The sequence below is a fragment of the Streptomyces sp. NPDC020884 genome, from assembly GCF_044333935.1.
Classification (GTDB): domain Bacteria; phylum Actinomycetota; class Actinomycetes; order Streptomycetales; family Streptomycetaceae; genus Streptomyces.
The window spans coordinates 1-22,998 of the sequence record NZ_JBIRRY010000019.1 but is presented as its reverse complement, the minus strand read 5'-3'; the positions used below and the strand labels follow the sequence as shown (position 1 = coordinate 22,998).

Below are 22,998 nucleotides of genomic sequence, written 5' to 3'. Positions count from 1 at the left end.
TCCAGCGTCAGGTCATCGGCGAAACGCCGGTCACCGGTCGCGTCGGGCACGTACTTCACACAGACAACGATCCTCAAGCTCACGCCGGCTCTCCTACTGCATCGTCATTTCCGGGCTGCCTTGTCGCACGCAGCATAGGCGCCTCGTCGGGCCGGATCCGGTCAGGACGGCCGAGGCTCCGGGCCCGATATTACTCGCCAGTACACCCATTCCCGTACCCGTGAGCAAGCGCTGTGCACTGTGACCTTGCCAACGCGGCGGGCCTGTGCGTGCGTGACCTCAGTCTCGCAGAGCCGTGAACCGGCCCTGGTGATAGACGAGCGGGCGACCGGCTCCGGCGGGCTCGCCCGCGACCGCCTCGGCGATGACGATGCGATGGTCCCCGGCCGGGACGCGGGTCACGACGCGGCAGACCAGCCAGGCGGACACGCCGGCGAGCAGCGGAACGCCTTCGGGGCCGCTGCGCCAGTCGGTCGACGGACCGAAGCGGTCGGCTCCGCTGCGGGCGAAGGTCGCGGCCAGTTCCCGCTGGTCCTCGCCGAGCAGGTGGACGCCGACGTACTCGGCCTCGGAGACCACGGGCCAGCTGGAGGACGACGTGCCGATGCCGAAGGAGACCAGCGGGGGTTCGGCGGCGACGGAGGTCAGCGAGGTGGCGGTGAAGCCGACGGGGCGCTCTCCCGCCGCGGTGATCACGGCGACGCCCGCGGCGTGCCGGCGGAAGACGGAGCGGAAGAGTTCGGGCGTGGCGACCGCCGGGGCGGGGGCGAGATCGGGCGTTGCCGTCATGGACGTGTCCTTCTGCGGGAGTGGCCTACCGGTCCGTGGGTGCTCAGACACCCGGACAGCGCGCACTCGCGTAGCGTGCGAGGTCCACATGGACCCGGCCGTGAAGAAGGATTTCTGGCGGCATAACGTCAGACTGACGATGCGTGGTGGGCACAGTCAAGCGCGTTCCGGAATGTGGGAGATGCGTCACGGTCCGTCATATGGCGTGCCCCAGCGCCGCGACGACGTCGACGGTGCGGGGCTGGCCGGATGCCCGGCGGACCACTTCGCCCTCGGCGTCGAGCACCAGGACGGTCGGCGTCTTCGTGATGTCCAGCTGCCGCACCAGCGCGAGGTGGGCCTCGGCGTCGATCTCGACATGGGCGACTCCCTCGACCATCCCGGCCACCTCGACGAGCGTGCGGCGTGTGGCCCGGCACGGCTGGCAGAAGGCGCTGGAGAACTGGACGAGCGTCGCGCGTTTCCCGAGTTCCGCGCCGAGTTGGGATGCGTCGAGCCGCTGTCCGTGGGTCCGGCGGTCCACCTGGTGCCTCCTGATCAGAGTTCTTCGTAAGGAGTCAGCACCGGCCGCCGCCCGGACATTCCCGCAGCTCCCCGGGGAAGATGCACGTGACGAGAATCTCGCGCCCCGCGTCCGCCGGGACTGGCCAGCGGCTCGCGCATGGGGCACCATCGCCACAATGCCGAAAACCTACGGCTGCGTAACTTCCGCCGGGAGAACCCTCCCCAGGCACTGAAGAAGGGTCTTCTCCAGATGGCAGAACTCGTCTATCGACCGGTCATCGGCGCCGCTCGCACCCTGTTCAAGGCGCTCGACCTGAAGATCGACACTCAGGGTTCGGAGCACATCCCGAAGACCGGTGGTGCGGTGCTGGTCAGCAATCACATCAGCTATCTCGACTTCATCTTCACCGGGCTGGGCGCCCTGCCGCAGAAGCGGCTCGTCCGGTTCATGGCCAAGGAATCGGTCTTCCGGCACAAGATCTCCGGTCCGCTGATGCGGGGAATGAAGCACATCCCGGTCGACCGGAACCAGGGCGAGGACGCGTACGCCCACGCGCTGCGATCGCTGCGTTCCGGCGAGATCGTCGGGGTGTTTCCCGAGGCCACCATCTCGCAGTCCTTCACGCTGAAGAGCTTCAAGTCGGGTGCCGCGCGGCTCGCCCAGGAGGCCGGGGTCCCGCTGATCCCGATGGCGCTCTGGGGCACGCAGCGGATCTGGACGAAGGGGCGGCCGCGCAATTTCCAGCGCAGCCACATCCCGATCACCATCCGCGTCGGCGAGCCCGTGGAGGCGCCCGCCGACCAGTACGCCGGTGCCATCACCCGGCGACTGCGGGAGCGGGTCCAGGAACTGCTGGAGGCGGCGCAGCGCGCCTACCCGGTGCGCCCCAAGGACGCGAGCGACACCTGGTGGGTGCCGGCCCATCTCGGCGGTACGGCCCCGACCCCCGCCGAGGTGCGCGAGCTCGGCTGACGTCCGCCCCGCCCCGGGGCGGCGTCACCTCACCGCGCGGCGTGGACGGTAATCCGCGCCCCGGGACTCAGCTGCTCCAGGGCCGCGGCGAGTTCGGCGCCCGCGGCGTCGAACTCGCCGTTCGTCATGGGCGCGAGGCCCTCCAGCAGGAAGACGGCGTTGACCGACTCCTCGGTGAGCCGGGTGCGCACGCCCTGGCGCCAGTTCCAGCGGCGGCAGGTGACGCCCTCGTCGTCGCACCAGACGACCTCGCCGGGCTCGGGGTGCTCCACGCTCTCCTCGCCCCCGGCGACGGTGGGGAACGGCTCGTCGCCGCTCGCGCGGATCAGCCGCATCCCGCCCTTGATGTGGTCGGTGTCCTCGCCGCCGACCGGGACGAGGTGGGCGACGCTGATCGCGTTGTAGGCGTCGACCAGCAGGTTGATCCGGGGCAGTCCGCCGTCGGCGAGGGCACGCCGGGCCAGGGCCTCGGCGGAGTTGCGGGTGCGGGAGGGCTTGGCTCCGAACGCCGTGTAGACCTCGCGCCAGGCCACGATGTGCGGATCCTCGTGCGGGGCGCGGCCCTCCAGGCGCTCGGCGAGCCTGCGGGCGGCGTCGTCCAGCAGGGCGGCGCTGCGGGCGTCGCTGGGGCCGTTGACCAGACCGTGCGCCTCGACGGCGAGGTGGGTGAAGCCCGGTGCGATCGCGCGTACTTCGTCGGACACGGTGAGTGTGGGGTTCATCGTCTGCCTTGCTGCCTGGCCGGGTGCGGTGGGCTCGGTGCGGCGGTACGGGGGGCGCCGGGCGGGTTCAGAGTTCCGCGGGGAGGTTCCGCCACAGCTCCGAGCGGTCCCGGGCGCCCCTCAGCGCATGGAGGATCACCTCGGGTGGTGCAGCATAGACTACCGGATAGTCGATTTCATTGAACTCCGGGCGCACCACCCACGCCAGCCGCTCCGCCTCCGGCGAGAACTGTGCGTCGATGCCCGGCTTGTTGCCCCGTGGATCCACCCGCGCCCAGCGCCCGGTCCCGGGAAGCCGCAGCGCGACCAGGCCGTGGACCATCGGGTTCGCCCCGTCGTCGTCGGCCAGCCGCTGGTAGCAGAGGCCGGCCGGGATGCTGCGGGCCCGCAGCAGGGCCACGAGGGCGATCGATTTCGCGTGGCAGATGCCGTTGCGGGTGGCCAGCACCTCGGAGGCGCGCCAGGTGACGCGCGGGTCACCCGAGTCGGCGGAGTGCGGAATGGTGTCGCGGACGAACTCGAAGGCGGCTCGCGCGTATGCGTATGCGGCGTCGGCGTCGAGCGCGAGGCGGGTCGCCGCCTCCACGACCCGGGGATGCTCGTGATCGATGGCCTCGTCGGCGGCCAGGTACGCGCCGATGTCCGGGGTCCGCTGCGTCAGCTCCATGGCCGGAGAGCGTACGAAGCGGCCGACCGGAAGTCCATCTCTTTCCGGTCGGCCGCATAGTTATGCACGGTTCGCGCTAGCGCGTCATCTCTTCCTTGAGCGCCTGGAGAAACGCGTCGACGTCGTCCTCGCCGGTGTCGAACGCGCACATCCAGCGGACGTCTCCGGCCGCCTCGTCCCAGAAGTAGAAGCGGAAGCGCTTCTGCAGCCGCTCGCTGACCGCGTGCGGCAGCCGGGCGAACACGGCGTTGGCCTGGACGGGGTAGAGGATCTCCACCCCGTCGATCGCCCGGACGCCCTCGGCGAGCCGCTGGGCCATGGCGTTGGCGTGCCGGGCGTTGCGCAGCCACAGGTCCTTGGCGAGCAGCGCCTCCAGCTGGACGGAGACGAAACGCATCTTGGAGGCGAGCTGCATGGAGAGCTTGCGCAGGTGCTTCATCGCCCGGACCGCGTCCGGGTTCAGCACGACGACGGCCTCGCCGAACAGCGCGCCGTTCTTCGTGCCGCCGAAGGACAGCACGTCGACGCCGACCGTGTTGGTGAACGTCCGCATCGGCACGTCCAGGGAGGCGGCGGCGTTGGCTATCCGGGCCCCGTCGAGATGCACCTTCATGCCGCGCTCGTGGGCGTGGTCGCAGATGGCACGGATCTCGTCGGGGGTGTAGACGGTGCCCAGCTCGGTGTTCTGGGTGATCGAGACGACCTGCGGCATGGCCCGGTGCTCGTCGTCCCAGCCGTACGCCTGTCGGTCGATGAGCTCGGGGGTGAGCTTGCCGTCCGGTGTGGACACCGTGAGGAGCTTCAGCCCGCCCATCCGCTCCGGCGCGCCGCCCTCGTCCACGTTGATGTGCGCGGACTCGGCGCAGATGACCGCGCCCCAGCGGTCGGTGAGCGCCTGGAGGGCGACCACGTTGGCCCCGGTGCCGTTGAAGACCGGGAAGGCCTCGGCGGTGGGGCCGAAGTGGCTGTGCATGACCCGCTGGAGGTGGCCGGTGTAGTCGTCCTCGCCGTAGGCGACCTGGTGGCCGCCGTTGGCGAGGGCGAGCGCCGCGAGGACCTCCGGGTGCGCGCCCGCGTAGTTGTCACTGGCGAAGCCGCGCACCTGCGGATCGTGGTGACGTCGCGCGTCGGTCCTCACGTTTGCGGGGTCAGCCACAGGCGCTTTCCGTTCACTTCGGGGGCGGGCTTGTCCCAGACGTCGGCGATGGCCCGAGCCAGCTCCGTGACGTCGGTGAAGCCCGCGAACTTCGCATTCGGGCGTTCGGCGCGCATCGCGTCGTTCACCAGTGCCTTGACCACCAGGATCGCAGCAGCGGTGCGCGGCCCCTCATCGCCCCCCGCCTTGCGGAAGGCGTCGCCGAGCGCGAGGGTCCATGCCTCGGCGGCGGCCTTGGCGGAGGAGTAGGCGGCGTTGCCCGCGGTGGGCTTGCTGGCCCCGGCGGCGCTGATCAGGAGGTAGCGGCCCCGGTCGCTGCGCTGGAGGCCCTCCTGGAAGGCCAGCGAGGTCGACTGGACGGTGCGGATGAGCAGCTTCTCCAGGGCGTCCCAGTCGGACAGGACGGTCTCCTGGAACGACGGGCTGCCGCGCCAGCCGCCGACGAGGTGGACCAGGCCGTCGATACGGCCGAACTCGGCCTCGGTGCGCTTGGCCCAGTCCCGGGTGGCGTCGAGATCGAGCAGGTCGACGGTCTCGCCGGTGACGGTCGCGCCCCCGTGGGCGTACCGGGCGGCGTCCACCGCCTCGGCGAGCCGCTCGGGGTTCGCGTCGCAGCCGACGACCGTCGCGCCCGCCTCGGCGAGCCGCAGCAGGGTCGCGCGGCCGGCGGGGCCGGCCGCTCCGGCGACCGCGACCACGGCTCCTTCGAGCGCACCGCTTCCCTCGCCCGTGCCGTTCGCGTTCATGGCCACCGCCTCCTCGGGAGAATGGTTCACGCGGCTGCCCGCTCGTCGTTCGCCGCGGTGATTCCCTTGGTGGAGGCAACCACGTGCTTCAGCTTCTTGGCGAGCGCCTCATAGAACATGCTGAGGGGAAACTCGTCCGGAAGCACGTCGTCGACGAGCTTGCGAGGAGGAAGTGTGAGGTCCAGGGCGTCGGGGCCCTTGGCCCAGCGGGATCCCGGGTGCGGGGCGAGGTAGCTGGAGACGAGGTCGTACGCGGCGAACCAGTGGACCAGCTTGGGGCGGTCGATGCCGTCGCGGTAGAGCTTCTCGATCTCGCCGCAGAGCTGGTTGGTGACCTGCGGGGCGCGGTCCCAGTCGATCTTCAGGGTGTTGTCGGTCCAGCGGACGACGTCGTGCTTGTGGAGGTAGGCGAAGAGCAGCTGACCGCCGAGGCCGTCGTAGTTGCGGACGCGCTCGCCGGAGACGGGGAAGCGGAACATCCGGTCGAAGAGCACCGCGTACTGCACGTCGCGGCCGTGGGCGTTGCCCTCGGCCTCCAGCTTCACGGCCTCCTTGAAGGCGGTGAGGTCGCAGCGCAGCTCCTCCAGGCCGTACATCCAGAACGGCTGGCGCTGCTTGATCATGAACGGGTCGAACGGCAGGTCGCCGTGGCTGTGGGTGCGGTCGTGGACCATGTCCCACAGGACGAACGCCTGCTCGCAGCGCTGCTGGTCGCCGATCATCTCGCGGATGTCGTCGGGCAGCTCCAGGCCGAGCAGGTCGACGGAGGCCTCGGTGACCCGGCGGAAGCGGGCGGCCTCGCGGTCGCAGAAGATGCCGCCCCAGCTGAAGCGCTCGGGGGCCTCGCGCACGGCGATGGTCTCCGGGAAGAGCACCGCGGAGTTGGTGTCGTAACCCGAGGTGAAGTCCTCGAAGGTGATGCCGCAGAAGAGCGGGTTGTCGTAGCGGTTCGCCTCCAGGTCGGCGAGCCACTCGGGCCAGACCATCTTGAGGACGACCGCTTCGAGGTTGCGGTCGGGGTTGCCGTTCTGCGTGTACATCGCGAAGACGACGAGGTGCTGGAGGCCGTCGGCCCGGTTCTTCGCGGGCTGGAAGGCGAGCAGCGAGTCCAGGAAGTCGGGGACGCGGAAGCCGTCGGCGGCCCAGCGGCGCAGGTCGGTGACGAGCGCACGGTGGTAGGCGGCGTCGTGCGGGAGAAGCGGAGAGAGCTCCTCGACCGCTGCGATCACCCGGTCGAGGACGCGCTCGACCGCGGCCGGGGACGGGGCCCCCTCGGCGTCGAAGTCGATGGACCCGTCCTTGGACTGCCAGGGGCGGATCTCCTCGACGGCATCCCTGAGCACGGGCCAGGCCGGGTGCTCGACCACCCGCTGGGCCGTAGCTATCGCGCCGTCGGTGGCATCGTGCACAAGAATTTCCGTCATAACACTTCCTCCACGGGAGAACCTCGCGTGGACTCACCGTAGCCGCGGAGGGTTCCTCCCGACAAGTGGGGCCCTGAAAATTATCCTGCGTACCCCCCATGGTCACCGCTGTTTTTCCTGCCGTATCCCGAGTGGGCGCACAGTTCCCGCAGCGGCTCCCGGCCTCCGGCGACCGGGCCCGCACGGCGGGGGACATCGCGGGCCCCGGCCGTTACCCTCCCCAGTGCCGTATTGCCGTACCTCCGCGCGGGCAGGAGCAGTCGACGGACCGCCGCCGACGGAAACGAGGTCGCCTTGTCTTTTCTCACCCTGGGTCATCGCGGAGTGATGGGCGTCGAGCCCGAGAACACCCTGCGCTCCTTCGTCCGCGCCGAGGCGTCCGGGATGGACGCCATCGAGCTGGACCTCCATCTCAGCAAGGACGGCGCGCTCGTCGTGATGCACGACGTGGACGTGGACCGCACCACCGACGGAACCGGACCGATCGCGGCCAGGACCCTGGCGGAACTGCGCGAGCTCGACGCCGGCCGGGGCGAGCGGATTCCCGTCTTCGAAGAGGTGCTGGAGGCCGTGACCGCCCCGCTCCAGGCGGAGATCAAGGACGTGGCGGCGGCCCGCGCGCTGGCGGACGTGATCCGGGAGCGCCATCTCGTGGACCGGGTGGAGGTGTCCTCGTTCCACGACGAGGCCGTCACCGAGATCGCCCGGCTGGTGCCCGGCGTACGGACGGTGCTGATCGCCAGCCGCTGGGGCCCGGACGTGGTGGACCGGGCGAGGGCGGCGGGCGCGGCGACGCTCGCGCTGAACATCCGCCGCCTGACCCTGGAGGTGGTGGAGCGGGCGCACGCCGAGGACGTGAAGGTGATCGGCTGGGTGGTGAACACCCAGGATCAGCTGCGCCTCGCACGGGCGCTGGGCCTGGACGGCGCGACGACCGATTTCCCCGAGATCCGCCGCGCCGGGCGCTTCACCGCCTGAGGGCCCCGGCCGTCAGGCGCTCGCCCCGATGCGCTTGACCAGCAGTTCGAAGGCCAGGTCGTCGCGCTGCGGCACGCCGAAGCGCTCGTCGCCGTACGGGAACGGGGTGAGCTCTCCCGTACGGCGGTAGCCGCGGCGCTCGTACCAGGCGATCAGGTCCTCGCGCACCGAGATCACCGTCATGTGCATCTCGCCGACGCCCCAGCTCTCCTCGGCGGTGCGCTCCGCCTCGGCGATGATGAGCTTGCCGAGTCCGCCGCCCTGGAGGCCGGGCCGGACCGCGAACATGCCGAAGTAAGCGGCGTCGCCGCGGTGTTCGAGCTGGCAGCAGGCGACGAGTTCGCCGCCACGCTCGACCGCGATGAGCCTGCTCCCCGGAGCCTCGAGGACCTCGCGCACCCCCTGTTCGTCGGTCCGCTGCCCCTGGAGGATGTCGGCCTCGGTGGTCCAGCCGGTGCGGCTGGAGTCGCCGCGGTAGGCGGACTCGATCAGGGTCACCAGCGCCGGGACGTCGGCCTCGGTCGCGTCGCGGAAGGTCAGCCGGGCCGAGTCGGGGGGCGTGGCGGTGTCCATGGTGGGGCTCTCCGTTTCTCTGCTGCCGTGCGTACGGCAGCGGTCTGCGCCTTACGCACGTGCGGTCGAGGGTAACGCGACCCGGAGCGCCCCCGGCGGACCCCGGCGCACCCCCTTCACACCCCCGTGCGCCGGGTTCGGCGGCGGTCTCCTGGGCATCGATGGGTCGACCCGCAACAGTGCCGTACGTCCGAGGGGGAGGCGCGCCGTGCACGGAGGGGCCCAGGCCGGCTGGCTGCTGATGGCGTTGTGCGCGGTGAGCGGCGCCTACTGTCTGCTGCGCACCCGCACGGGGACGCCGCAGGAGCGCCGCACCGCGCGCTCGGAGGCGCTCATGGGTTTCGGCATGGCGGCGATGGCCGTCCCGGCGGCGGCGCTGTCGCCCCCGGACTGGGCCTGGGCGGTGTACGCGGCGCTGTTCGGCGCGGCGGCGCTGCGGGCGCTGCGGCCCGCCCTGGGCGGCGGCCACCATCTGCACCATCTCGTCGGCTCGCTGGCCATGGTCTACATGGCCGTGGCGATGGCGCCGGCGCTCACGGGGAGCGGCGGGGGCGGTCACGCCGGGCACGGGACGGCCGCCGGCGGCATACCCCTGCTGACCGGGGCGCTGCTCGTCTACTACGCGTTCTACGTGCTGGGCTCGGCCGGACGCCTGTTGCCCGCGACCGCCGCGGCCCCGGCCGGCGGCACGGGCGTCGCCGGCCGGGGCCCGGGAGGTTTCGGCGGGGGGACGGACGGGCGGCCCGAGCTCACGACGGCCTGTCGGCTGACGATGGGCATCGGCATGTTCGCCATGCTGCTCACTCTGTGAGACGGGAAGCGGGACAGAACCCCCGGTGCCCCGTGGTCTACGTCACTTGCCGGTCGCAGACGTACCCGTGGCCGACCCGCCCCTCATAGTCTGAAGCCATGCTGGTCTCCCTCGCACTGCTGCTGCTCGGTGCACTGACCGCCCTGGTGACCCCGCGCCTGATGGCGCGCGCCCGGTGGCCGGAGCGCGAGCCGGTCGTGGCCCTGTGGGTCTGGCAGTGCGTGGTGGCCGGGGTGCTGCTCTCGTTCGCCCTGTCCATGACGCTGAGCGCCGCCGCGGCCTGGCAGGCGGTGCGCGGCCATGTCTTCGCCCCCGCCCCGCACGCCGTGGTCGAGGCCTATGCCCTGGCGGCGTACGGGCCGTGGTCGGCGGTCATCGCGGTGCTGCTGGCGCTGGGCGGGCTGTGGACCGGGGCGATGCTCCTGAGGGAGATCCGGCGGACGCGGCGTCACCGCAGGCAGCGGCGGGCGGAGCTGCTGGTGCGTGCCCCGCTGATGCCGGGTGAGGAGCCCGGCGCCGACCGTCTCGTGGTTCTGGAGGGCGAACGCCCCGACGCCTGGTGGCTGCACGGCACGGCTCCGCGACTCGTCATCACCACTGCCGCGCTGGGCCGGCTGAAGGGCCGTCAGCTCGATGCCGTGCTCGCCCATGAGCAGGGACACGCCCAGGCCCGGCACGACTGGCTGCTGAACTGTTCGTCGGCGCTGGCGATCGGCTTCCCGCAGATTCCGGTGTTCGCCGCGTTCCGCGACGAGATGCACCGGCTGGTCGAACTGGCCGCCGACGACGTGGCGTCGCGCCGCTTCGGCCGGCTCACGACCGCACTCGCCCTGGTCGGACTCAACGAGGACCGCGGGGTGTTCGGCCCCTGCCCCACCCCGGACGCCCAAGTGCCGCTGCGCGTCAACCGGTTGCTGGCCCCGGTCGAACGGCTCACCGCGGGCCGCAGGCTCCGGCTGACGGCCGCCGCCGCGCTGGTGCCGGTCGTCCCGCTGGCCGTGGCCTTCGTGCCGGGGCTCCGGGCGCTGGGTTAGCGGGGCGGGGCGGCCCACCGCCTCCCCTCCCACCTGTTCGCGCGCGGAGTTGGCCAGGGGGCGGTGTTCTCCGCGAGGATCGACTCATGTCCTCCCCCCGACTCCGCCCGCCGGATCACTCCCCCCACCGCCAGGCCCTCCTGTGGACCGGGGGCGTCGCCGCGGCGGCCGCCCTGGTGCTGCTGTTCCTGGTCGCGGACCGCTGGTCCCCGCTGATGTCCCTGGACCGGGCGGTCGCCGACGCGACGCACCGGCACGCGGTGGCCGACCCCGGTCTGGTCCGCGTCAGCCGGGTGCTGACGGACTGGGTGTGGGATCCCTGGACCATGCGCGCCCTGATCGCGGCAGCCGTGATCGCCCTGTGGTGGCGGGGCGCGCGCCCGCTCGCCCTCTGGGTGGCCGCGACGAGCCTGCTCGCCTCCCTCCTCCAGCAGGGGCTGAAGGCCGCGGTGGACCGGGAGCGCCCGCAGTGGCCCGATCCGGTGGACACGGCCCACTACGCCGCCTTCCCCTCCGGGCACGCCATGACGGCCGTCGTGAGCTGCGGGCTGCTCGTCTGGCTGCTGCGGCTGTCCGGCGCGGCCCCCGGCGTGCGGTACACGGCCCTGGCCGTGGCGGTGGTCTCGGCGGTCGGGGTGGCGGCGACCCGGGTGTATCTGGGGGTGCACTGGCTGACCGACGTCGTGGGCGGCGGGCTGCTGGGGGTGGCCGTGGTGGCCTTCAGCGTGGCCGGGTACGCCCGGTACGCGACGCCCCCGGTCCCGGTGGAGGAGCAGCGGCCCCTGCGGGCCTGAGCCGGGCGGTCTTGTCGGCGCGGGGAGGGACCGGGGAGGATCGCGCCCATGGTGATCGAAGGCGTGCTGTTCGACTTCTCCGGGACCCTGTTCCGTATCGAGCCGGTCCGGGACTGGCTCGCGGCCGTGCTGGGCGCGGAGGGCGTCGACGTACCGCCGGAGGATTTCGAGCGGTATGTGAGCGGGCTCACGGAGGCCGGCGCTCTCCCGGGCGGCCCGCCCCCGGTCCGGGTCCCGGACGAGCTGACCGGGGCGATGGCGCGCCGGGACCTGAGCGCCGCTCTGCACCGCGAGGCGTACACCGGCCTGGCCCGGTCCGTGGCCCTGCCCGATCCGCGGCTGTACGACGCGCTGTACGAGCGCCATATGCGGCCGGAGGCCTGGCGGCCCTACCCGGACGCCGTCGAGGTGCTGGCGGGGCTGCGCGGGGCGGGGATCGCGGTCGGGGTGGTCAGCAACATCGGCTGGGACCTGCGCCCGGTCTTCCGCGCGCACGGGCTCGACGGCCTGGTCGACGCCTATGTCCTGTCCTTCGAGCACGGGCTCCAGAAGCCCGCCGCGGGGCTGTTCCGCACCGCCTGCTCCCTGATCGGCCGGGATCCCGCGGACGTGGTCATGGTCGGCGACGACCGGGGCGCGGACGGGGGCGCGGCGGCCCTGGGCTGCCAGGTCCGGTTCGTGGACCACCTGCCGGTGCCGGAGCGGCCCGACGGCCTGCGTTCGCTGGGGCTGGTCCCGGGCTGAGGCTCTCGGCGAAAAAGTGAAATCGGGCCGGAGTGTGAGGCATATCCCGCCGCGGACGGGGTAGTGGGAGCCGGTCGTGGCCGTAGCCTGGGGGCATGTCCCCGATGTCGTCGTCCGTATCCGCCCGTTCCGCAGCCGAGGTCAACGCGGAGATCCGCGACCTGTGGCAGCGCTCGGGCGTGGGCCTGACCCCGCAGGACGAAGCGGATTACCAGCGGCTGCTGGTGGAATGGGCCGCCGCCACCGGCGGGAGCGTCCGCACCGCCGCCTGACCGCCCCACCCGTTCCACGCCCGGCCCGGAACGTCTCGCCCGTGGCGCCCGATCCGGCGATCCCCCGCGTCGCCGGATCCAGGCGCACCCTCGGCCCGTCCGGTGGGACACGGCCTCGGACCGCGCCGGGGACCGGAGTTGCGGAGTCCGCCGTCGCAGGGGTCCAGCATGTCCCCACCCGCCTCATCGGTCAATGAATTTCCGGCGGCACACGCACCGGGGCCGGTGTCTCCCGGGCGGATGACCGCCCGGGAGACACCGGCCCCGTCATGCGCGACGCGTCGGCTGCTGGATCCGCTGACGGATCAGCGGTCGAAGTAGTCCGGCTGCGTCTGCGCGTTGAGCTCGTCCAGCTTGACCCGCTCGGCCGGGTCGGTGCGCTTGTCGTCGAGCTTCAGCACGTCGAAGCCCTTGGCGATGTCGCTGGAGTAGATGTGACCGTTGTAGTAGTACGCCGACCAGGGGCCGGCCGTGGTCACCTGGTCGAGCGTGACCGGGCCGCGCTCGAAGAAGGCGATCTCCTTGGGCTTCGTCGAGTCGGTGAAGTCCCATACGGAGATGCCGCCCTGGTACCAGGCCTGGACCATCAGGTCGCGGCCCTTCACCGGGATGATCGAGCCGTTGTGGGCGACGCAGACCTCGACGTCGGCCTGGTGGCGGTCGATCTTGAAGTAGTTGCGGAAGACCAGCTTGCGGTGGTCGCCCTTGCCGACGATGTCGTAGATGCCGTCGGCGCCGCGCTCCGGACCGATCTCCTCGTTGCAGGTGGCCGCACCGCCACCGCCGAGCTCGTCGGTGAAGACGACCTTGTCGGCGTCCTGGTTGAAGGTCGCCGAGTGCCAGAACGCGAAGTTCACGTTGTCCTGGACGCGGTCGATGATCTTCGGACGCTCCGGGTCCTTGATGGAGAACAGCAGACCGTCACCCATGCAGGCGCCGGCGGCCAGGTCCTTGGACGGCAGCACGGTGATGTCGTGGCAGCCGGTCGTCTTGGAGACACCCGGGTTGTCGGGCGCTCCCGGGTTGCCGCCGTCCGGGAAGAGCACCGGGAACTTGACGATCCGGGCCTTCTGGGGCGCCTTGACCGGCACCTTGATGATGGAGATGCCGTCGTGCGGCGGCTGGCAGTCCGGGAACGTCTCGTTGGGCGAGTACGAGGAGACGTACAGGTAGACGTTCTTCTTGCCGTCCGGCACCAGCGTGTGCGTGTGAGAACCGCAGGCGGTCTCGACGGCGGCGATGTACTTCGGGTGCCGCTTGTTGCTGATGTCGAAGATCTTCATGCCCTCCCAGGACGACTTCTCCGTGGCGGGCTGGGAGGTGCTGGAGCAGGAGTCGTCGCTGCGCGAGGAGTCCGTGGACAGGAACAGCAGGTTCCCGGAGACGGAGATGTCGTTCTGCGAGCCGGGGCAGAGGACCTGCGCGACGGTCTTCGGCTTCTTCGGCTTGCTGATGTCGTAGATGACGAAGCCGTCGTAGTTGCCGACGAAAGCGTACTTGCCCTGGAACGCGAGGTCCGTGTTGGTTCCCTGGAGGGCGCCCTTGGGCACATGCGTCAGGTGCTTGATGTTGGAGCTGTGGACGATCTCGTCCACGCCGGGTATGTCGCCGCCGGCTATCGCGGCCCTGGCCTCGGCCTGCTCGCTCTTGGTGACGGAACCGCGTTCCGCCGGAGCGTCGCCCGGGTCGGGCGTCGCCGCCGCTGTGGTGGCGGTCAGCAGCGTGGCGAGGAGTCCGGCCGCGGCTGCCACCGCGCCCAGACGTCTGCGCCGCACGCGGGTGGTGTGCAACGAGGTCACTGCGTCCTCCCTTGGATCCGTTCGGGGTCGAACGGTTAATGAACCCCCGGCAGTATCGTCCCTCCCATGTACACATCAACAGATGGCAACACAGACGTAATGAAAGTTTTTGATCTTCGGCCGCTGGAAGCGTGTTAGGACGGTCTGCAACAAACCACGTGGCACAGGAGGTCGCCGTGTTCATCCACCGCCGGTCCGTAACCCCGCGCTCAACCGCTCTCGCGGCGGCGGCGGTTGCCGCCGTGCTCGTCCTCGGAGCCTGTGACGCGGACAGCGGTGACGGAAAGCCGGACCGGGCCAAGGACGCGGGTCCGGGCGTCGTCGCGCCCGGCCGACCGGGCGAGCCCGCCCGGACGCTCTCCGCCGAGGAGGCCGCCGAGGAGGCCGGTCAGGACACCGCCAACTCCGCCGACTTCCGCTACGCCCAGATGATGATCGAGCACCACGGGCAGGCGCTCGTCATGACCGAACTGGTCCCGGAACGGGCCTCGGCCGCCACCGTCAAGCGGCTCGCCGAACGCATATCGGCGGGCCAGAAGCCGGAGATCGGCGCGATGGAGGGATGGCTGAAGAGAAACGGCGGCGACCGGCGCAAGCAGCACCACGACCACGCCGGGATGCCCGGCATGGCGACCGGGGCCCAGCTGAAGAAGCTCCGCGCCGCCGAGGGCAAGGCCTTCGACAAGCTCTTCCTGGAGCTGATGATCACCCACCACCAGGGGGCGATCACCATGGCCACGGAGGCGCTCACCGAGGGGAACGACGTCATCGTCGAGGAGATGGCGAGCGACGTGGTCGCCCAGCAGACCGTGGAGATCAACCGGATGCGCGGGCTGATGGACTGAAGCCCCGCGCCCGCCCGCCCGGTGCACCCGGCGGTGCAGATCGGCCCGGCGGTGCGATCCTGGAGGGAACCTGCGGGAAGAGGTGCGCCGTGCTCTCAGTCGCCGTCGTCGGTTCCGGCCCCAGCGGGGTCTACACCGCCCAGGCCCTGCTCCAGCAGTCGCTCGTGCCCGATGTGCGCGTGCACGTCCTGGACCGGCTTCCCACCCCGTACGGACTCGTGCGGTACGGGGTGGCCCCGGACCACGAGAAGATCAAGTCACTGCAGCACAGCCTGCGGGCGGTGCTGGAGGACGAGCGGGTCACCTTCGTGGGGAACGTCGGCGTCGGCGGGGCGGACGGGGTCTCCCCCGCCCGGCTCGCGGAGCTGTACCACGCCGTCGTCTACTGCGTCGGGGCATCGGCCGACCGCTCGCTGGCGGTGCCGGGCGAGGGCCTGCCGGGCAGCCACTCCGCCACTCGCTTCGTCTCCTGGTACAGCGCCCACCCGGACATCGCCGCCGACCCGTTCGCCCTGGACGCCCGTTCGGCCGTGGTGATCGGGGTGGGCAACGTGGCGGTCGACGTGGCCCGGATCCTGGCGCGCGGCGCCGACGAACTGCGGACCACCGACGTGCCCCGCGCCGCGCTGAGCGCGCTCGAGGAGAGCCGGGTGCGCGAGGTGCACATCGTGGGCCGCCGGGGCCCCTCCCAGGCCCGGTTCACCACCAAGGAGCTGCGGGAGCTGGGGGCGCTGCCCGGGGCACGGGTCGTCGTCGACCCGGCGGAGCTCGCGCTCGATCCGGCGTACGCCGCCGCGGACGGTCCGCCCGGATCGCTGCCGCTGCCCGCCGTGGTGCGGCGGAACCTGGAGGTCCTGCGCGGCTGGTCGGCGGGCGGGGCTCCGGGCGCGGCCGGAGCAGCGCGCCGCATCCGGCTGCGGTTCTTCCTGCGGCCGGTGGAGCTGCTGGAGCGCGGCGGGCGGGTCGCCGGAGTGCGGTTCGCCCGTACGGCTCCGGACGGCGCGGGCGGGGTCCGGGACACCGGCGCGTACGAGGACGTCGAGGCGCAACTGGTCCTGCGCGCGGTCGGCTATCGCGGGGTGGAGCTGCCGGGGCTGCCCTTCGACCCGGTGCGCGGCACGGTGCCGCACGCGGCGGGGCGGGTGCTGCGGGACGGGACGCCGTCGCCGGGTGAGTACGTGGCGGGGTGGATCAAGCGGGGGCCGACCGGGGTGATCGGCTCGAACCGGTCCTGCGCCAAGGAGACGGTGGCCTCGCTGCTGGCGGACGCGGCGGCGCTGACGCGGCGGGGCGCGGCGGACGATCCGCTGGCCGTGCTGCGGGAGTGGGGGCTGCGGCCGGTGGAGTGGGCCGGCTGGCTGTCGATCGAGCGCGCCGAGGCGGAGCTGGGCCGCTCGCTGGGGCGGGGACCGGTGAAGATCCCCGACTGGCCGGGGCTGCTGGCGGCGGCCCGGGACGGGGACCGCTGAGCGGCGCCAGGGCCTGTCGTCGAACTGCCGTCGTCGCCCGAAGGGCGGCCGGGCCGCGCCCGGCAGGGCGGCAGGCGGCAGGCCCTAGCCCTCCCGGGTCGCCACCACCAGGCGGGCCCGGGGGCTGCCGTCCGGGCGCAGCCCCAGATCGGTCAGCGGCAGCAGCCGCACGGCGAATCCGGCCTGGGTCAGGTCCTCCAGCACGTCGCCGAGCCGGAACGTGCGGTAGTACATGACGAACTTCGGCCGCCACAGGGCGTTGCGCACCCGCATCGCCGCGTCGAAGCCGAACAGCGACCAGTAGGCGCGCGATCCCACCGGGGGCGGGGCGCCGAGCGGGAAGACGAACTGTCCGCCGGGCCGGAGCGATCCGTACACCTCGGCGAAGAGGCCGAAGCGTTCGGCGGGCAGGAAGTGGCCGAACGCGCCGAAGCTCAGGGCGAGATCGAAGGCCGGCGCGAAGGGCAGCGAACGGGCGTCGGCCCGTACCCAGTCCACCGCGGGCCCCTCGCTCCCGGGCGGGAGGGCGGCACGGGCCTCGGCGAGCATACCCGCGCTGAAGTCGACCCCGACCGCCCGCTCCCGGCACAGCCGCCGGAGCACCCCGACGCCCGCCCCGGTGCCGCAGCAGACGTCGAGCCCGGTGTCGAAGGGGCCGAGCGGACGCACCGCGCGGGTGACGGCGTCGAGCACCCGGTCCGGGGTGCGGTAGGGCGTCCGGTCGAACTTCGGGGCGAGGAGGTCGTAGCCGCGCTCCGTCGAGGAGAGCGCCTGGACGGCCAGTTCGCGCACGGTGGGGCCCTGTTCGGTAAACATCACCGGCCACCCTACCGACGCGGGACCCGGCCCGGCGCCACCGCGACGCCACCGGCCCTGCTGGCGCCGACCCGGTGCGTCAACGGCCGCCGGGAGATCGCCGCTTGAGGGTGATGGCGGTGTCGGCGGCGTAGGTCTGGGTCCAGCTGCGGCCGGCGCCGGACTTCCAGGTGACGTGGACCGTCGAGCCGTCGGCCCGGGTGCTCTCGACGGTCATGGCCCGGTCGCCCTCGCGCACGTCGCCGCGGCGCAGTTCGCCCGCCCCGACCGTGACGGGGCGCTCCGCGGGCGCGTTCTCGGTCTCCTCGGCGGCCCGCAGGAGTACGGCGGCCAGTTCGCGGGCCGCCCGGGGGGTGCAGGACCAGCGGAGCTCGCCGGCCGGGGGCGCGAGCCGGATGCCGACGCGGGGCGGCGGGCCGTCCTCCCCCGGGGCGTCCCCGGCCGGCGCGGGCTCGCCCGCGGTGACCGTGACCGGCACCGGGTGGCCGTCGGCGTCCGTGATTCCGCTGCCCATCGTCGTCTCCTCGGTGTCCGCGGACCGTGCTTCCGGCCTCCGTCCGGCCGCCGCCAGCATGTCAGCACCCGGCGGCGCGGCGCGCGGGCGGCCCCGCCACCGGGCGGGTCACCGGTGGGCCGGTCAGTGGGCGGGTCAGCGGGCGGGTCAGCGGGCGGGCGGGTCAGCGGGCCGGCCGGTCACCGGTGGCCCGGTCAGCAGGCGGGCGGGTCAGCGGGCGGGCAGGTTCAGACCCGATAGACGTCCAGGCGGCCGCACATGCCGAACCGGCCGTGCGCCGAGGGCCGTTCGGCGCGGACGCGGGCGGCGGCGAGGTGCCCGGCCTCACCCCGGTCCAGCGCGTCGAGCTGGTCGGCGGTGGCGGCGGCGGCCATGGCGGCCCCCTTCTCCCAGCGGGTGCGCCACTCGGCCGTACGGGGGCGGACGAGCGCGGCGGCGGCGCGGTGGAAGGCGGCCAGCGGCTCCGGGTCACCGGCATCGACCGCTTCGCGCAGGGCGAGGAACCCCTCGACGGCGAGGTCGCGCCGGGCCCGCGCCGCCCGCTCCTGCACGGCCTCCTCGGCGTCCACGGGCAGCGTCGCCGCCGCGCGGTAGGCGTCCGGGTCCGCGAGGCAGCGGGGCGGCAGGGTGAGGACGGCGTCGCCGGCCTCGGGCAGCCCGCTGTTCTGCATGAGCACGACGACGCGCAGTCCGCCCTCGTTGACCAGGCGGTGGACGGCGCCCGGGGTGAACCACACGAGCGCGCCGGGCGTCAGCGGGGTCTCGCGGAATCCGGCGGCGGTGAGGGTCTGCACGGAGCCGCTGCCGCCGACCACGACGTACCCCTCCGAGCAGGTCAGATGCAGATGCGGGGTGCCCCCGCGCAGCCCGTCGGCAGCAGGCCAGTCGTAGACGCTCAGATGCGAGACGGCGACGGCGCCGGGCAGTCCTTCGAAGGTCACCACGGGGGCTCCTGGGTCTCGGCGGCACGGGCTCTCGACGGCCCGACCGCAAGCGCTTTCTACGGCTACCGAACGCTAGGGCCGCCACCGGACACCGGTCAAGGGAGCCGCACGCGCCGGGCGGCGGGGCCGCGCAGCTCACCGGCCGGCGCGGAGCGGAGCGCGCCGGGGCTCGGGGGGCGTGCGCCGGGCCGGGGGCGCGCCGACTCCGCCGGGGCGGGCGGTGTGTGCGCGAGCCACTGTCAGTGGCCGGGTGCAGACTGGCACTGTTCCGGCACAACGGCGTATCGGGAGGTCCTGTTCCATGACCGACGTACTGCTCACCGCGGGCACGCGCAAGGGCCTCTTCATCGGCCGCAGACGCGGCGGGACCTGGGAGCTCACGGGCCCGCACTTCAACGCGCAGGCGATCTACGCGGTCGCCCTCGACACCCGGCGGGAGACCCCGAGGATCCTGGCCGGCGGGGACAGCGCGCACTGGGGACCGTCCGTCTTCCACTCCGACGACCTGGGCGAGACCTGGGTCGAGCCGCGACAGCCCGCGGTGAAGTTCCCGAAGTCCACCGGGGCCTCGCTGGAGCGCGTCTGGCAGCTGCACCCGGCCGGCCCCGAGGCCCCGGACGTGGTCTACGCGGGCACGGAACCGGCCGCGCTGTTCCGTTCCGAGGACCGGGGCGAGTCGTTCGAGCTGGTCCGTCCGCTCTGGGAGCACCCGACCCGCTCGCGCTGGGTGCCGGGCGGCGGCGGCGAGGGGCTGCACACCGTCCTGACCGACCCCCGGGACGCCAGGGCCGTGACCGTCGCCGTGTCGACGGCGGGCGTGTTCCGGACCAAGGACGGCGGAGCGAGCTGGACCCCGTCGAACAAGGGCGTCTCCGCGGTCTTCCTCCCGGACCCGGATCCGGAGTTCGGCCAGTGCGTCCACAAGGTCACCCGGGACGCGGCCGACCCGGACCGGCTCTATCTGCAGAACCACTGGGGGGTGTTCCGCAGCGACGACTCCGGCGACCACTGGAGCGACATCGGGGCGGGCCTGCCCTCCGACTTCGGGTTCGCCGCCGCCGCGCACCCGCACCGCGGTGACACGGCGTACGTCTTCCCGATCAACGCCGACGCCGACCGGGTCCCGGCCGAACACCGCTGCCGGGTGTTCCGCACGACCGACGCGGGGCGCACCTGGGAGCCGCTCACGGAGGGCCTGCCGGACGGGGCGCACTACGGCACGGTGCTGCGGGACGCGCTGTGCACCGACGACGCGGATCCCGCCGGCGTCTACTTCGGCAACCGCAACGGCGAGTTGTACGCCAGCGCGGACGACGGGGACAGCTGGCAGCAGCTCGCCTCCCATCTGCCGGACGTCCTGTGCGTGCGGGCGGTGGCGCTCGGCTGACGGCAGTTGATCGGAGTGGTCGTATCAGCAGTAGAGTGCGGCCCGTGGCAGCACGACCGTTGAAAGAGATCATCGAGCCGGGGTGGGCCGACGCCCTCGAACCCGCCGCCGAACGCATTGCCGCTATGGGCGACTTCCTCCGCGCGGAGATCGCCGCGGGACGCACGTATCTGCCCTCCGGGGCGCATGTGCTGCGGGCGTTCCAACAGCCGTTCGAGGAGGTGAGAGTGCTGGTCGTCGGCCAGGATCCGTATCCCACCCCGGGGCACGCGATCGGGCTGAGCTTCGCGGTGGCTCCCGACGTGCGGCCGCTGCCGGGCAGCCTGGAGAACATCTTCCGGGAACTGCACGCGGATCTGGGCGTGTCGAGGCCGTCCAACGGCGACCTCACACCGTGGACGCGGCAAGGGGTGCTGCTGCTCAACAGGGCGCTGACCACCGCGCCGCGACGGCCCGCCGCCCACCGGGGCAAGGGCTGGGAAGAGGTGACCGAGCAGGCCATCAAGGCGCTGGCGGCCCGGGGCACCCCGCTGGTGTCGGTCCTGTGGGGGCGCGACGCCCGCAATCTGCGCCCGCTGCTGGGCGATTTCCCCGCGATCGAGTCCTCCCACCCCTCCCCCATGTCCGCGGACCGGGGCTTCTTCGGCTCGCGGCCGTTCAGCCGCGTCAACGAACTGCTGGAGCGCCAGGGGGCACAGCCGGTGGACTGGCGGCTTCCGTGACGCACCCCCCGTCGGCGGCGGCGTCCTCCCCGGCGGGGCCGGGCGCGTATGTCCTGGGGGTCGACTCCGGGGGCTCCGGGCTGCGGGTGGCGCTCGGCCGGGCGGGGCTGCCCGGCCCCCTCTCGACGACGGTCTGCGCCGAGCCGGTGCGGACGGGGCCCGGCGGCATCGACGCCGGGCATCTGCTGGACCAGTTGCTGCCCGCCGCCCGGGAGTTGCTGGAGCGGGCGTCCGCCTCCGATGACACCGCGACCGACGGCACCGCGACCGGCGGTGTCGCGGCGCTGGCGATCGGGGCCGCCGGCATGGCCACCCTGGGCGACCGGTTGCGGGCGGAGCTGCCCGGCGCACTCGCGGACGCGCTGGGGGTGCTCCGGCTGGCCCTGGCCGCCGACGCGGTGACGGCCTACGCGGGCGCGGTGGGACAGCACGCCGGGGCGGTCGTCGCGGGCGGCACGGGCCTGATCGCCCTCGGCACGGACCTCACCCGGTGGCACAGGGCCGACGGCTGGGGTCATCTTCTGGGTGACAGTGGCGGCGGGGCGTGGATCGGCCGGGCCGGACTGGACGCGGCGATGCGGGCCCATGACGGACGGCGTGGCGGTTCCGCCGCGCTGCTGGACCGGCTGCGGGCCGTGTTCGGGTCGGCCGAGGCGCTGCCGGGGCTGCTCTACCCGCGCTCCGACCGGCCGGCCGTGCTCGCCTCCTTCGCCCCGGAGGTGGCGGCGTGCGCCGGAGCGGATCCGGTCGCCGCCGGCATTCTGCGGGAGGCCGCGGGCCATATCGCCGAGGCGGCGGCCGCGGTGTTCCCGACGGCCGCAGGGCAGGACGGCGAGGTCGGCGAAGCGGCCCTGACCGGTGGCCTGTTCCGGATGGGCGAGCCCCTTCTCGTGCCCCTGCGCGAGGAACTGGCGCGGCTGCTGCCCGGGGTCCGCGTGACGTCGGGGGCGGGCGATCCACTGACCGGCGCACTCCGGATCGCGCGTGCCCTGGCGGCCGGGGATCTCTGCTTGCCGCGCCACCCGACGATGCTGTTCGTGCCTGCGGAGGACGAGGCCGGACAGCACGGCTGAAGGGCGGTGCGCGACGAGCCCCGGACGGCGTGAGGGGCCGGCGTGCGGAGAGGGGCAGCGGGAAGACGGCGGGCAACGGCGAGCCGACAGACAGGGACACTCCGGTGGTACATCACTCATCGGACATAAGCGGATAGTTAACGCTCGACCGGACCCTCCCCGAACAGAGGGGCAGGCAAAACCAGTAGCATGCGGCGCCATGAGCACCCCCACTGGGCCCGCTTCCGGCCTGCCTGTACGAATGCCGCGACCTCGCCAGTCCGGACGGCACCGCCGCCCGGAGCCCGTGGTCGCACCTGAGGGCGCTGCCGCGCTCGTTCTCGCCGTTCCCGGCACCCCCTCCTCGGCCACGCGCAGTCTGGCCGAGGAAGTGATCAGCATCGCCCGTTCCGAGCTGCCCGGCCTCAACGCCCGGATCGGCTATCTCGACGGCGACGACGCCGAGTACCCGACGGTCGCCGCCGTTCTCACCCATGCCGCCGCCGAGCGCGTCGCGCGCTTCGAGCAGGCCGTCGCCGCCGGGCGTGAGGTCGCCGAGCCGACGGGTCCGTCCGCCGTCGTGGTCCCGCTGCTCGCGGGTCCCGACAGCGCGCTGATCCGGCGGATACGGCAGGCCGTGATGGACAGCGGTACGCAGACCGAGCTGACCGATGTGCTCGGCCCGCACCCGCTGCTCGCCGAGGCCCTGCACGTACGGCTGTCGGAGGCCGGGCTGGCGCGCGCCGACCGCGCCAGGCTGTTCACCGTCGCCACCGCCGCCGACGGCATCGTGCTGGCCACCGTGGGCGGCGAGGAGGCCGTGCAGGCCGCCGGGATCACCGGCATGCTGCTGGCCGCCCGGCTCGCCGTGCCGGTGATGGCCGCCGCGCTGGACGTGGAGGGCTCGGTCGCCTCGATCGCGGCGCAGCTGCAGGGCTCCGGCTCCGCGCAGCTGGCGCTGGCGCCGTACCTGGTGGGTCCGGAGGTCGACCCCGGCCTGCTGGACGCCGCCGCCAAGGAGGCGGGCTGCGCGACGGCGGAGCCGCTGGGCGCCTACCCGGCGATCGGCAAGCTCGTGCTGTCGCTGTACGCCACGACGCTGGGCATCACGCCGGCGACGCCGCAGGGTGCGCAGGCCCACTGACCGGACGCCGCTCGGTCGGCTCGGGAGCCGGACAGCGCGGCGGGGGGGGGGGGGGGGGGGGGGGCGGGGGGGGCCCCCCCCCCCCGGGGGGGGGGGGGGGGGCGCGGGGCGGGGCGGCG

At 73.1% G+C, this 22,998-nt stretch carries 26 protein-coding genes and 1 pseudogene; 13 read left to right on the top strand and 14 right to left on the bottom strand.

Annotation, left to right across the window (positions count from 1 at the left end):
* From ACH4UK_RS36835 to ACH4UK_RS36820, 4 genes and pseudogenes are all read right to left on the bottom strand, one after another.
* Positions 1-83 (bottom strand): annotated as a pseudogene (locus tag ACH4UK_RS36835) (electron transfer flavoprotein subunit beta); the annotation flags it as partial.
* Positions 84-279: 196 nt separating this feature from the next.
* Positions 280-789: a flavin reductase family protein gene (locus tag ACH4UK_RS36830; protein WP_398363599.1), complete on the bottom strand. Its 510-nt coding sequence runs from the start codon at positions 787-789 to the stop codon at positions 280-282.
* Positions 790-832: 43 nt separating this feature from the next.
* Entirely contained in the window at positions 833-913 is an 81-nt protein-coding gene (locus tag ACH4UK_RS36825; protein ID WP_398363603.1) for a putative leader peptide, read from the bottom strand.
* A gap of 72 nt (positions 914-985) precedes the next feature.
* Complete coding sequence (locus tag ACH4UK_RS36820) at positions 986-1,312, bottom strand: TlpA family protein disulfide reductase (protein WP_398363597.1); 327 nt, start codon at positions 1,310-1,312, stop codon at positions 986-988.
* A gap of 231 nt (positions 1,313-1,543) precedes the next feature.
* On the opposite strand from ACH4UK_RS36820, the gene ACH4UK_RS36815 reads away from it, so the two are divergent.
* Positions 1,544-2,266: a lysophospholipid acyltransferase family protein gene (locus tag ACH4UK_RS36815; RefSeq protein ID WP_398363595.1), complete on the top strand. Its 723-nt coding sequence runs from the start codon at positions 1,544-1,546 to the stop codon at positions 2,264-2,266.
* A 29-nt stretch (positions 2,267-2,295) separates the two neighbouring features.
* Here ACH4UK_RS36815 and ACH4UK_RS36810 read toward each other — a convergent pair whose 3' ends face one another.
* The 5 genes from ACH4UK_RS36810 to ACH4UK_RS36790 form a co-directional block, all read right to left on the bottom strand.
* Complete coding sequence (locus ACH4UK_RS36810; RefSeq protein ID WP_398363593.1) at positions 2,296-2,988, bottom strand: B3/4 domain-containing protein; 693 nt, start codon at positions 2,986-2,988, stop codon at positions 2,296-2,298.
* Positions 2,989-3,055: 67 nt separating this feature from the next.
* Positions 3,056-3,655 (bottom strand): transglutaminase family protein, encoded by a 600-nt coding sequence (locus ACH4UK_RS36805; protein WP_398363591.1) that lies wholly within the window; start codon positions 3,653-3,655, stop codon positions 3,056-3,058.
* A 76-nt stretch (positions 3,656-3,731) separates the two neighbouring features.
* Positions 3,732-4,793, bottom strand: coding sequence for a threonine aldolase family protein (locus ACH4UK_RS36800; protein ID WP_398363601.1), 1,062 nt, complete (start codon positions 4,791-4,793; stop codon positions 3,732-3,734).
* A complete protein-coding gene (locus tag ACH4UK_RS36795; protein WP_398363589.1) occupies positions 4,790-5,557 on the bottom strand; it encodes an SDR family NAD(P)-dependent oxidoreductase in 768 nt (255 codons plus the stop codon). The genes ACH4UK_RS36800 and ACH4UK_RS36795 overlap by 4 nt, the downstream gene beginning before the upstream one ends.
* A 26-nt stretch (positions 5,558-5,583) precedes the next feature.
* Positions 5,584-6,981, bottom strand: coding sequence for a DUF6421 family protein (locus tag ACH4UK_RS36790; protein ID WP_398363587.1), 1,398 nt, complete (start codon positions 6,979-6,981; stop codon positions 5,584-5,586).
* Between the two features lie 294 nt (positions 6,982-7,275).
* On the opposite strand from ACH4UK_RS36790, the gene ACH4UK_RS36785 reads away from it, so the two are divergent.
* A complete protein-coding gene (locus tag ACH4UK_RS36785; RefSeq protein ID WP_398363585.1) occupies positions 7,276-7,959 on the top strand; it encodes a glycerophosphodiester phosphodiesterase in 684 nt (227 codons plus the stop codon).
* A 12-nt stretch (positions 7,960-7,971) separates the two neighbouring features.
* Here the strand turns inward: ACH4UK_RS36785 and ACH4UK_RS36780 are convergent, their stop codons facing one another.
* Positions 7,972-8,532 (bottom strand): GNAT family N-acetyltransferase, encoded by a 561-nt coding sequence (locus ACH4UK_RS36780; RefSeq protein ID WP_398363583.1) that lies wholly within the window; start codon positions 8,530-8,532, stop codon positions 7,972-7,974.
* A gap of 208 nt (positions 8,533-8,740) precedes the next feature.
* On the opposite strand from ACH4UK_RS36780, the gene ACH4UK_RS36775 reads away from it, so the two are divergent.
* The 5 genes from ACH4UK_RS36775 (at position 8,741) to ACH4UK_RS36755 (ending at position 12,187) form a co-directional block, all read left to right on the top strand.
* Positions 8,741-9,343 (top strand): DUF5134 domain-containing protein, encoded by a 603-nt coding sequence (locus ACH4UK_RS36775; RefSeq protein WP_398363581.1) that lies wholly within the window; start codon positions 8,741-8,743, stop codon positions 9,341-9,343.
* A 98-nt stretch (positions 9,344-9,441) separates the two neighbouring features.
* Positions 9,442-10,377, top strand: coding sequence for a M56 family metallopeptidase (locus tag ACH4UK_RS36770; RefSeq protein WP_398363579.1), 936 nt, complete (start codon positions 9,442-9,444; stop codon positions 10,375-10,377).
* Between the two features lie 86 nt (positions 10,378-10,463).
* On the top strand, positions 10,464-11,171 hold the full coding sequence (locus ACH4UK_RS36765; RefSeq protein WP_398363577.1) for a phosphatase PAP2 family protein: 708 nt from the start codon (positions 10,464-10,466) through the stop codon (positions 11,169-11,171).
* A 48-nt stretch (positions 11,172-11,219) separates the two neighbouring features.
* The gene (locus ACH4UK_RS36760) at positions 11,220-11,915 is read left to right on the top strand and encodes an HAD family hydrolase (RefSeq protein WP_398363576.1); all 696 of its coding nucleotides are present in this window, start codon (positions 11,220-11,222) and stop codon (positions 11,913-11,915) included.
* 95 nt (positions 11,916-12,010) lie between these two features.
* Entirely contained in the window at positions 12,011-12,187 is a 177-nt protein-coding gene (locus ACH4UK_RS36755) for a hypothetical protein (RefSeq protein WP_398363574.1), read from the top strand.
* A 305-nt stretch (positions 12,188-12,492) separates the two neighbouring features.
* Here ACH4UK_RS36755 and ACH4UK_RS36750 read toward each other — a convergent pair whose 3' ends face one another.
* Positions 12,493-13,986: an LVIVD repeat-containing protein gene (locus ACH4UK_RS36750; RefSeq protein WP_398363572.1), complete on the bottom strand. Its 1,494-nt coding sequence runs from the start codon at positions 13,984-13,986 to the stop codon at positions 12,493-12,495.
* A gap of 158 nt (positions 13,987-14,144) precedes the next feature.
* Here ACH4UK_RS36750 and ACH4UK_RS36745 point away from each other — a divergent pair, with 158 nt between their 5' ends.
* Both ACH4UK_RS36745 and ACH4UK_RS36740 read left to right on the top strand, forming a co-directional pair.
* Complete coding sequence (locus ACH4UK_RS36745; RefSeq protein WP_398363570.1) at positions 14,145-14,831, top strand: DUF305 domain-containing protein; 687 nt, start codon at positions 14,145-14,147, stop codon at positions 14,829-14,831.
* 89 nt (positions 14,832-14,920) lie between these two features.
* Complete coding sequence (locus tag ACH4UK_RS36740; RefSeq protein WP_398363568.1) at positions 14,921-16,300, top strand: FAD-dependent oxidoreductase; 1,380 nt, start codon at positions 14,921-14,923, stop codon at positions 16,298-16,300.
* Between the two features lie 84 nt (positions 16,301-16,384).
* Here the strand turns inward: ACH4UK_RS36740 and ACH4UK_RS36735 are convergent, their stop codons facing one another.
* The 3 genes from ACH4UK_RS36735 to ACH4UK_RS36725 all read right to left on the bottom strand — a co-directional run bounded on the left by ACH4UK_RS36735 (position 16,385) and on the right by ACH4UK_RS36725 (position 18,574).
* Positions 16,385-17,116, bottom strand: a complete 732-nt coding sequence (locus ACH4UK_RS36735) for a class I SAM-dependent methyltransferase (protein ID WP_398363566.1) — start codon at positions 17,114-17,116, stop codon at positions 16,385-16,387.
* 79 nt (positions 17,117-17,195) lie between these two features.
* Complete coding sequence (locus ACH4UK_RS36730) at positions 17,196-17,630, bottom strand: hypothetical protein (protein WP_398363565.1); 435 nt, start codon at positions 17,628-17,630, stop codon at positions 17,196-17,198.
* Positions 17,631-17,857: 227 nt separating this feature from the next.
* Positions 17,858-18,574 carry a cupin domain-containing protein gene (locus ACH4UK_RS36725; protein WP_398363563.1) on the bottom strand — a complete coding sequence of 239 codons (717 nt, stop codon included), beginning with the start codon at positions 18,572-18,574 and terminating at the stop codon, positions 17,858-17,860.
* A gap of 301 nt (positions 18,575-18,875) precedes the next feature.
* On the opposite strand from ACH4UK_RS36725, the gene ACH4UK_RS36720 reads away from it, so the two are divergent.
* The 4 genes from ACH4UK_RS36720 to ACH4UK_RS36705 all read left to right on the top strand — a co-directional run bounded on the left by ACH4UK_RS36720 (position 18,876) and on the right by ACH4UK_RS36705 (position 22,879).
* Positions 18,876-19,961, top strand: coding sequence for a WD40/YVTN/BNR-like repeat-containing protein (locus ACH4UK_RS36720; protein ID WP_398363561.1), 1,086 nt, complete (start codon positions 18,876-18,878; stop codon positions 19,959-19,961).
* Positions 19,962-20,005: 44 nt separating this feature from the next.
* Positions 20,006-20,683 carry a uracil-DNA glycosylase gene (locus ACH4UK_RS36715; protein WP_398363559.1) on the top strand — a complete coding sequence of 226 codons (678 nt, stop codon included), beginning with the start codon at positions 20,006-20,008 and terminating at the stop codon, positions 20,681-20,683.
* The gene (locus ACH4UK_RS36710; RefSeq protein WP_398363557.1) at positions 20,680-21,756 is read left to right on the top strand and encodes an N-acetylglucosamine kinase; all 1,077 of its coding nucleotides are present in this window, start codon (positions 20,680-20,682) and stop codon (positions 21,754-21,756) included. The genes ACH4UK_RS36715 and ACH4UK_RS36710 overlap by 4 nt, the downstream gene beginning before the upstream one ends.
* A gap of 199 nt (positions 21,757-21,955) precedes the next feature.
* Positions 21,956-22,879, top strand: a complete 924-nt coding sequence (locus tag ACH4UK_RS36705) for a sirohydrochlorin chelatase (protein ID WP_398363555.1) — start codon at positions 21,956-21,958, stop codon at positions 22,877-22,879.
* Positions 22,880-22,998 lie beyond the last annotated feature (119 nt).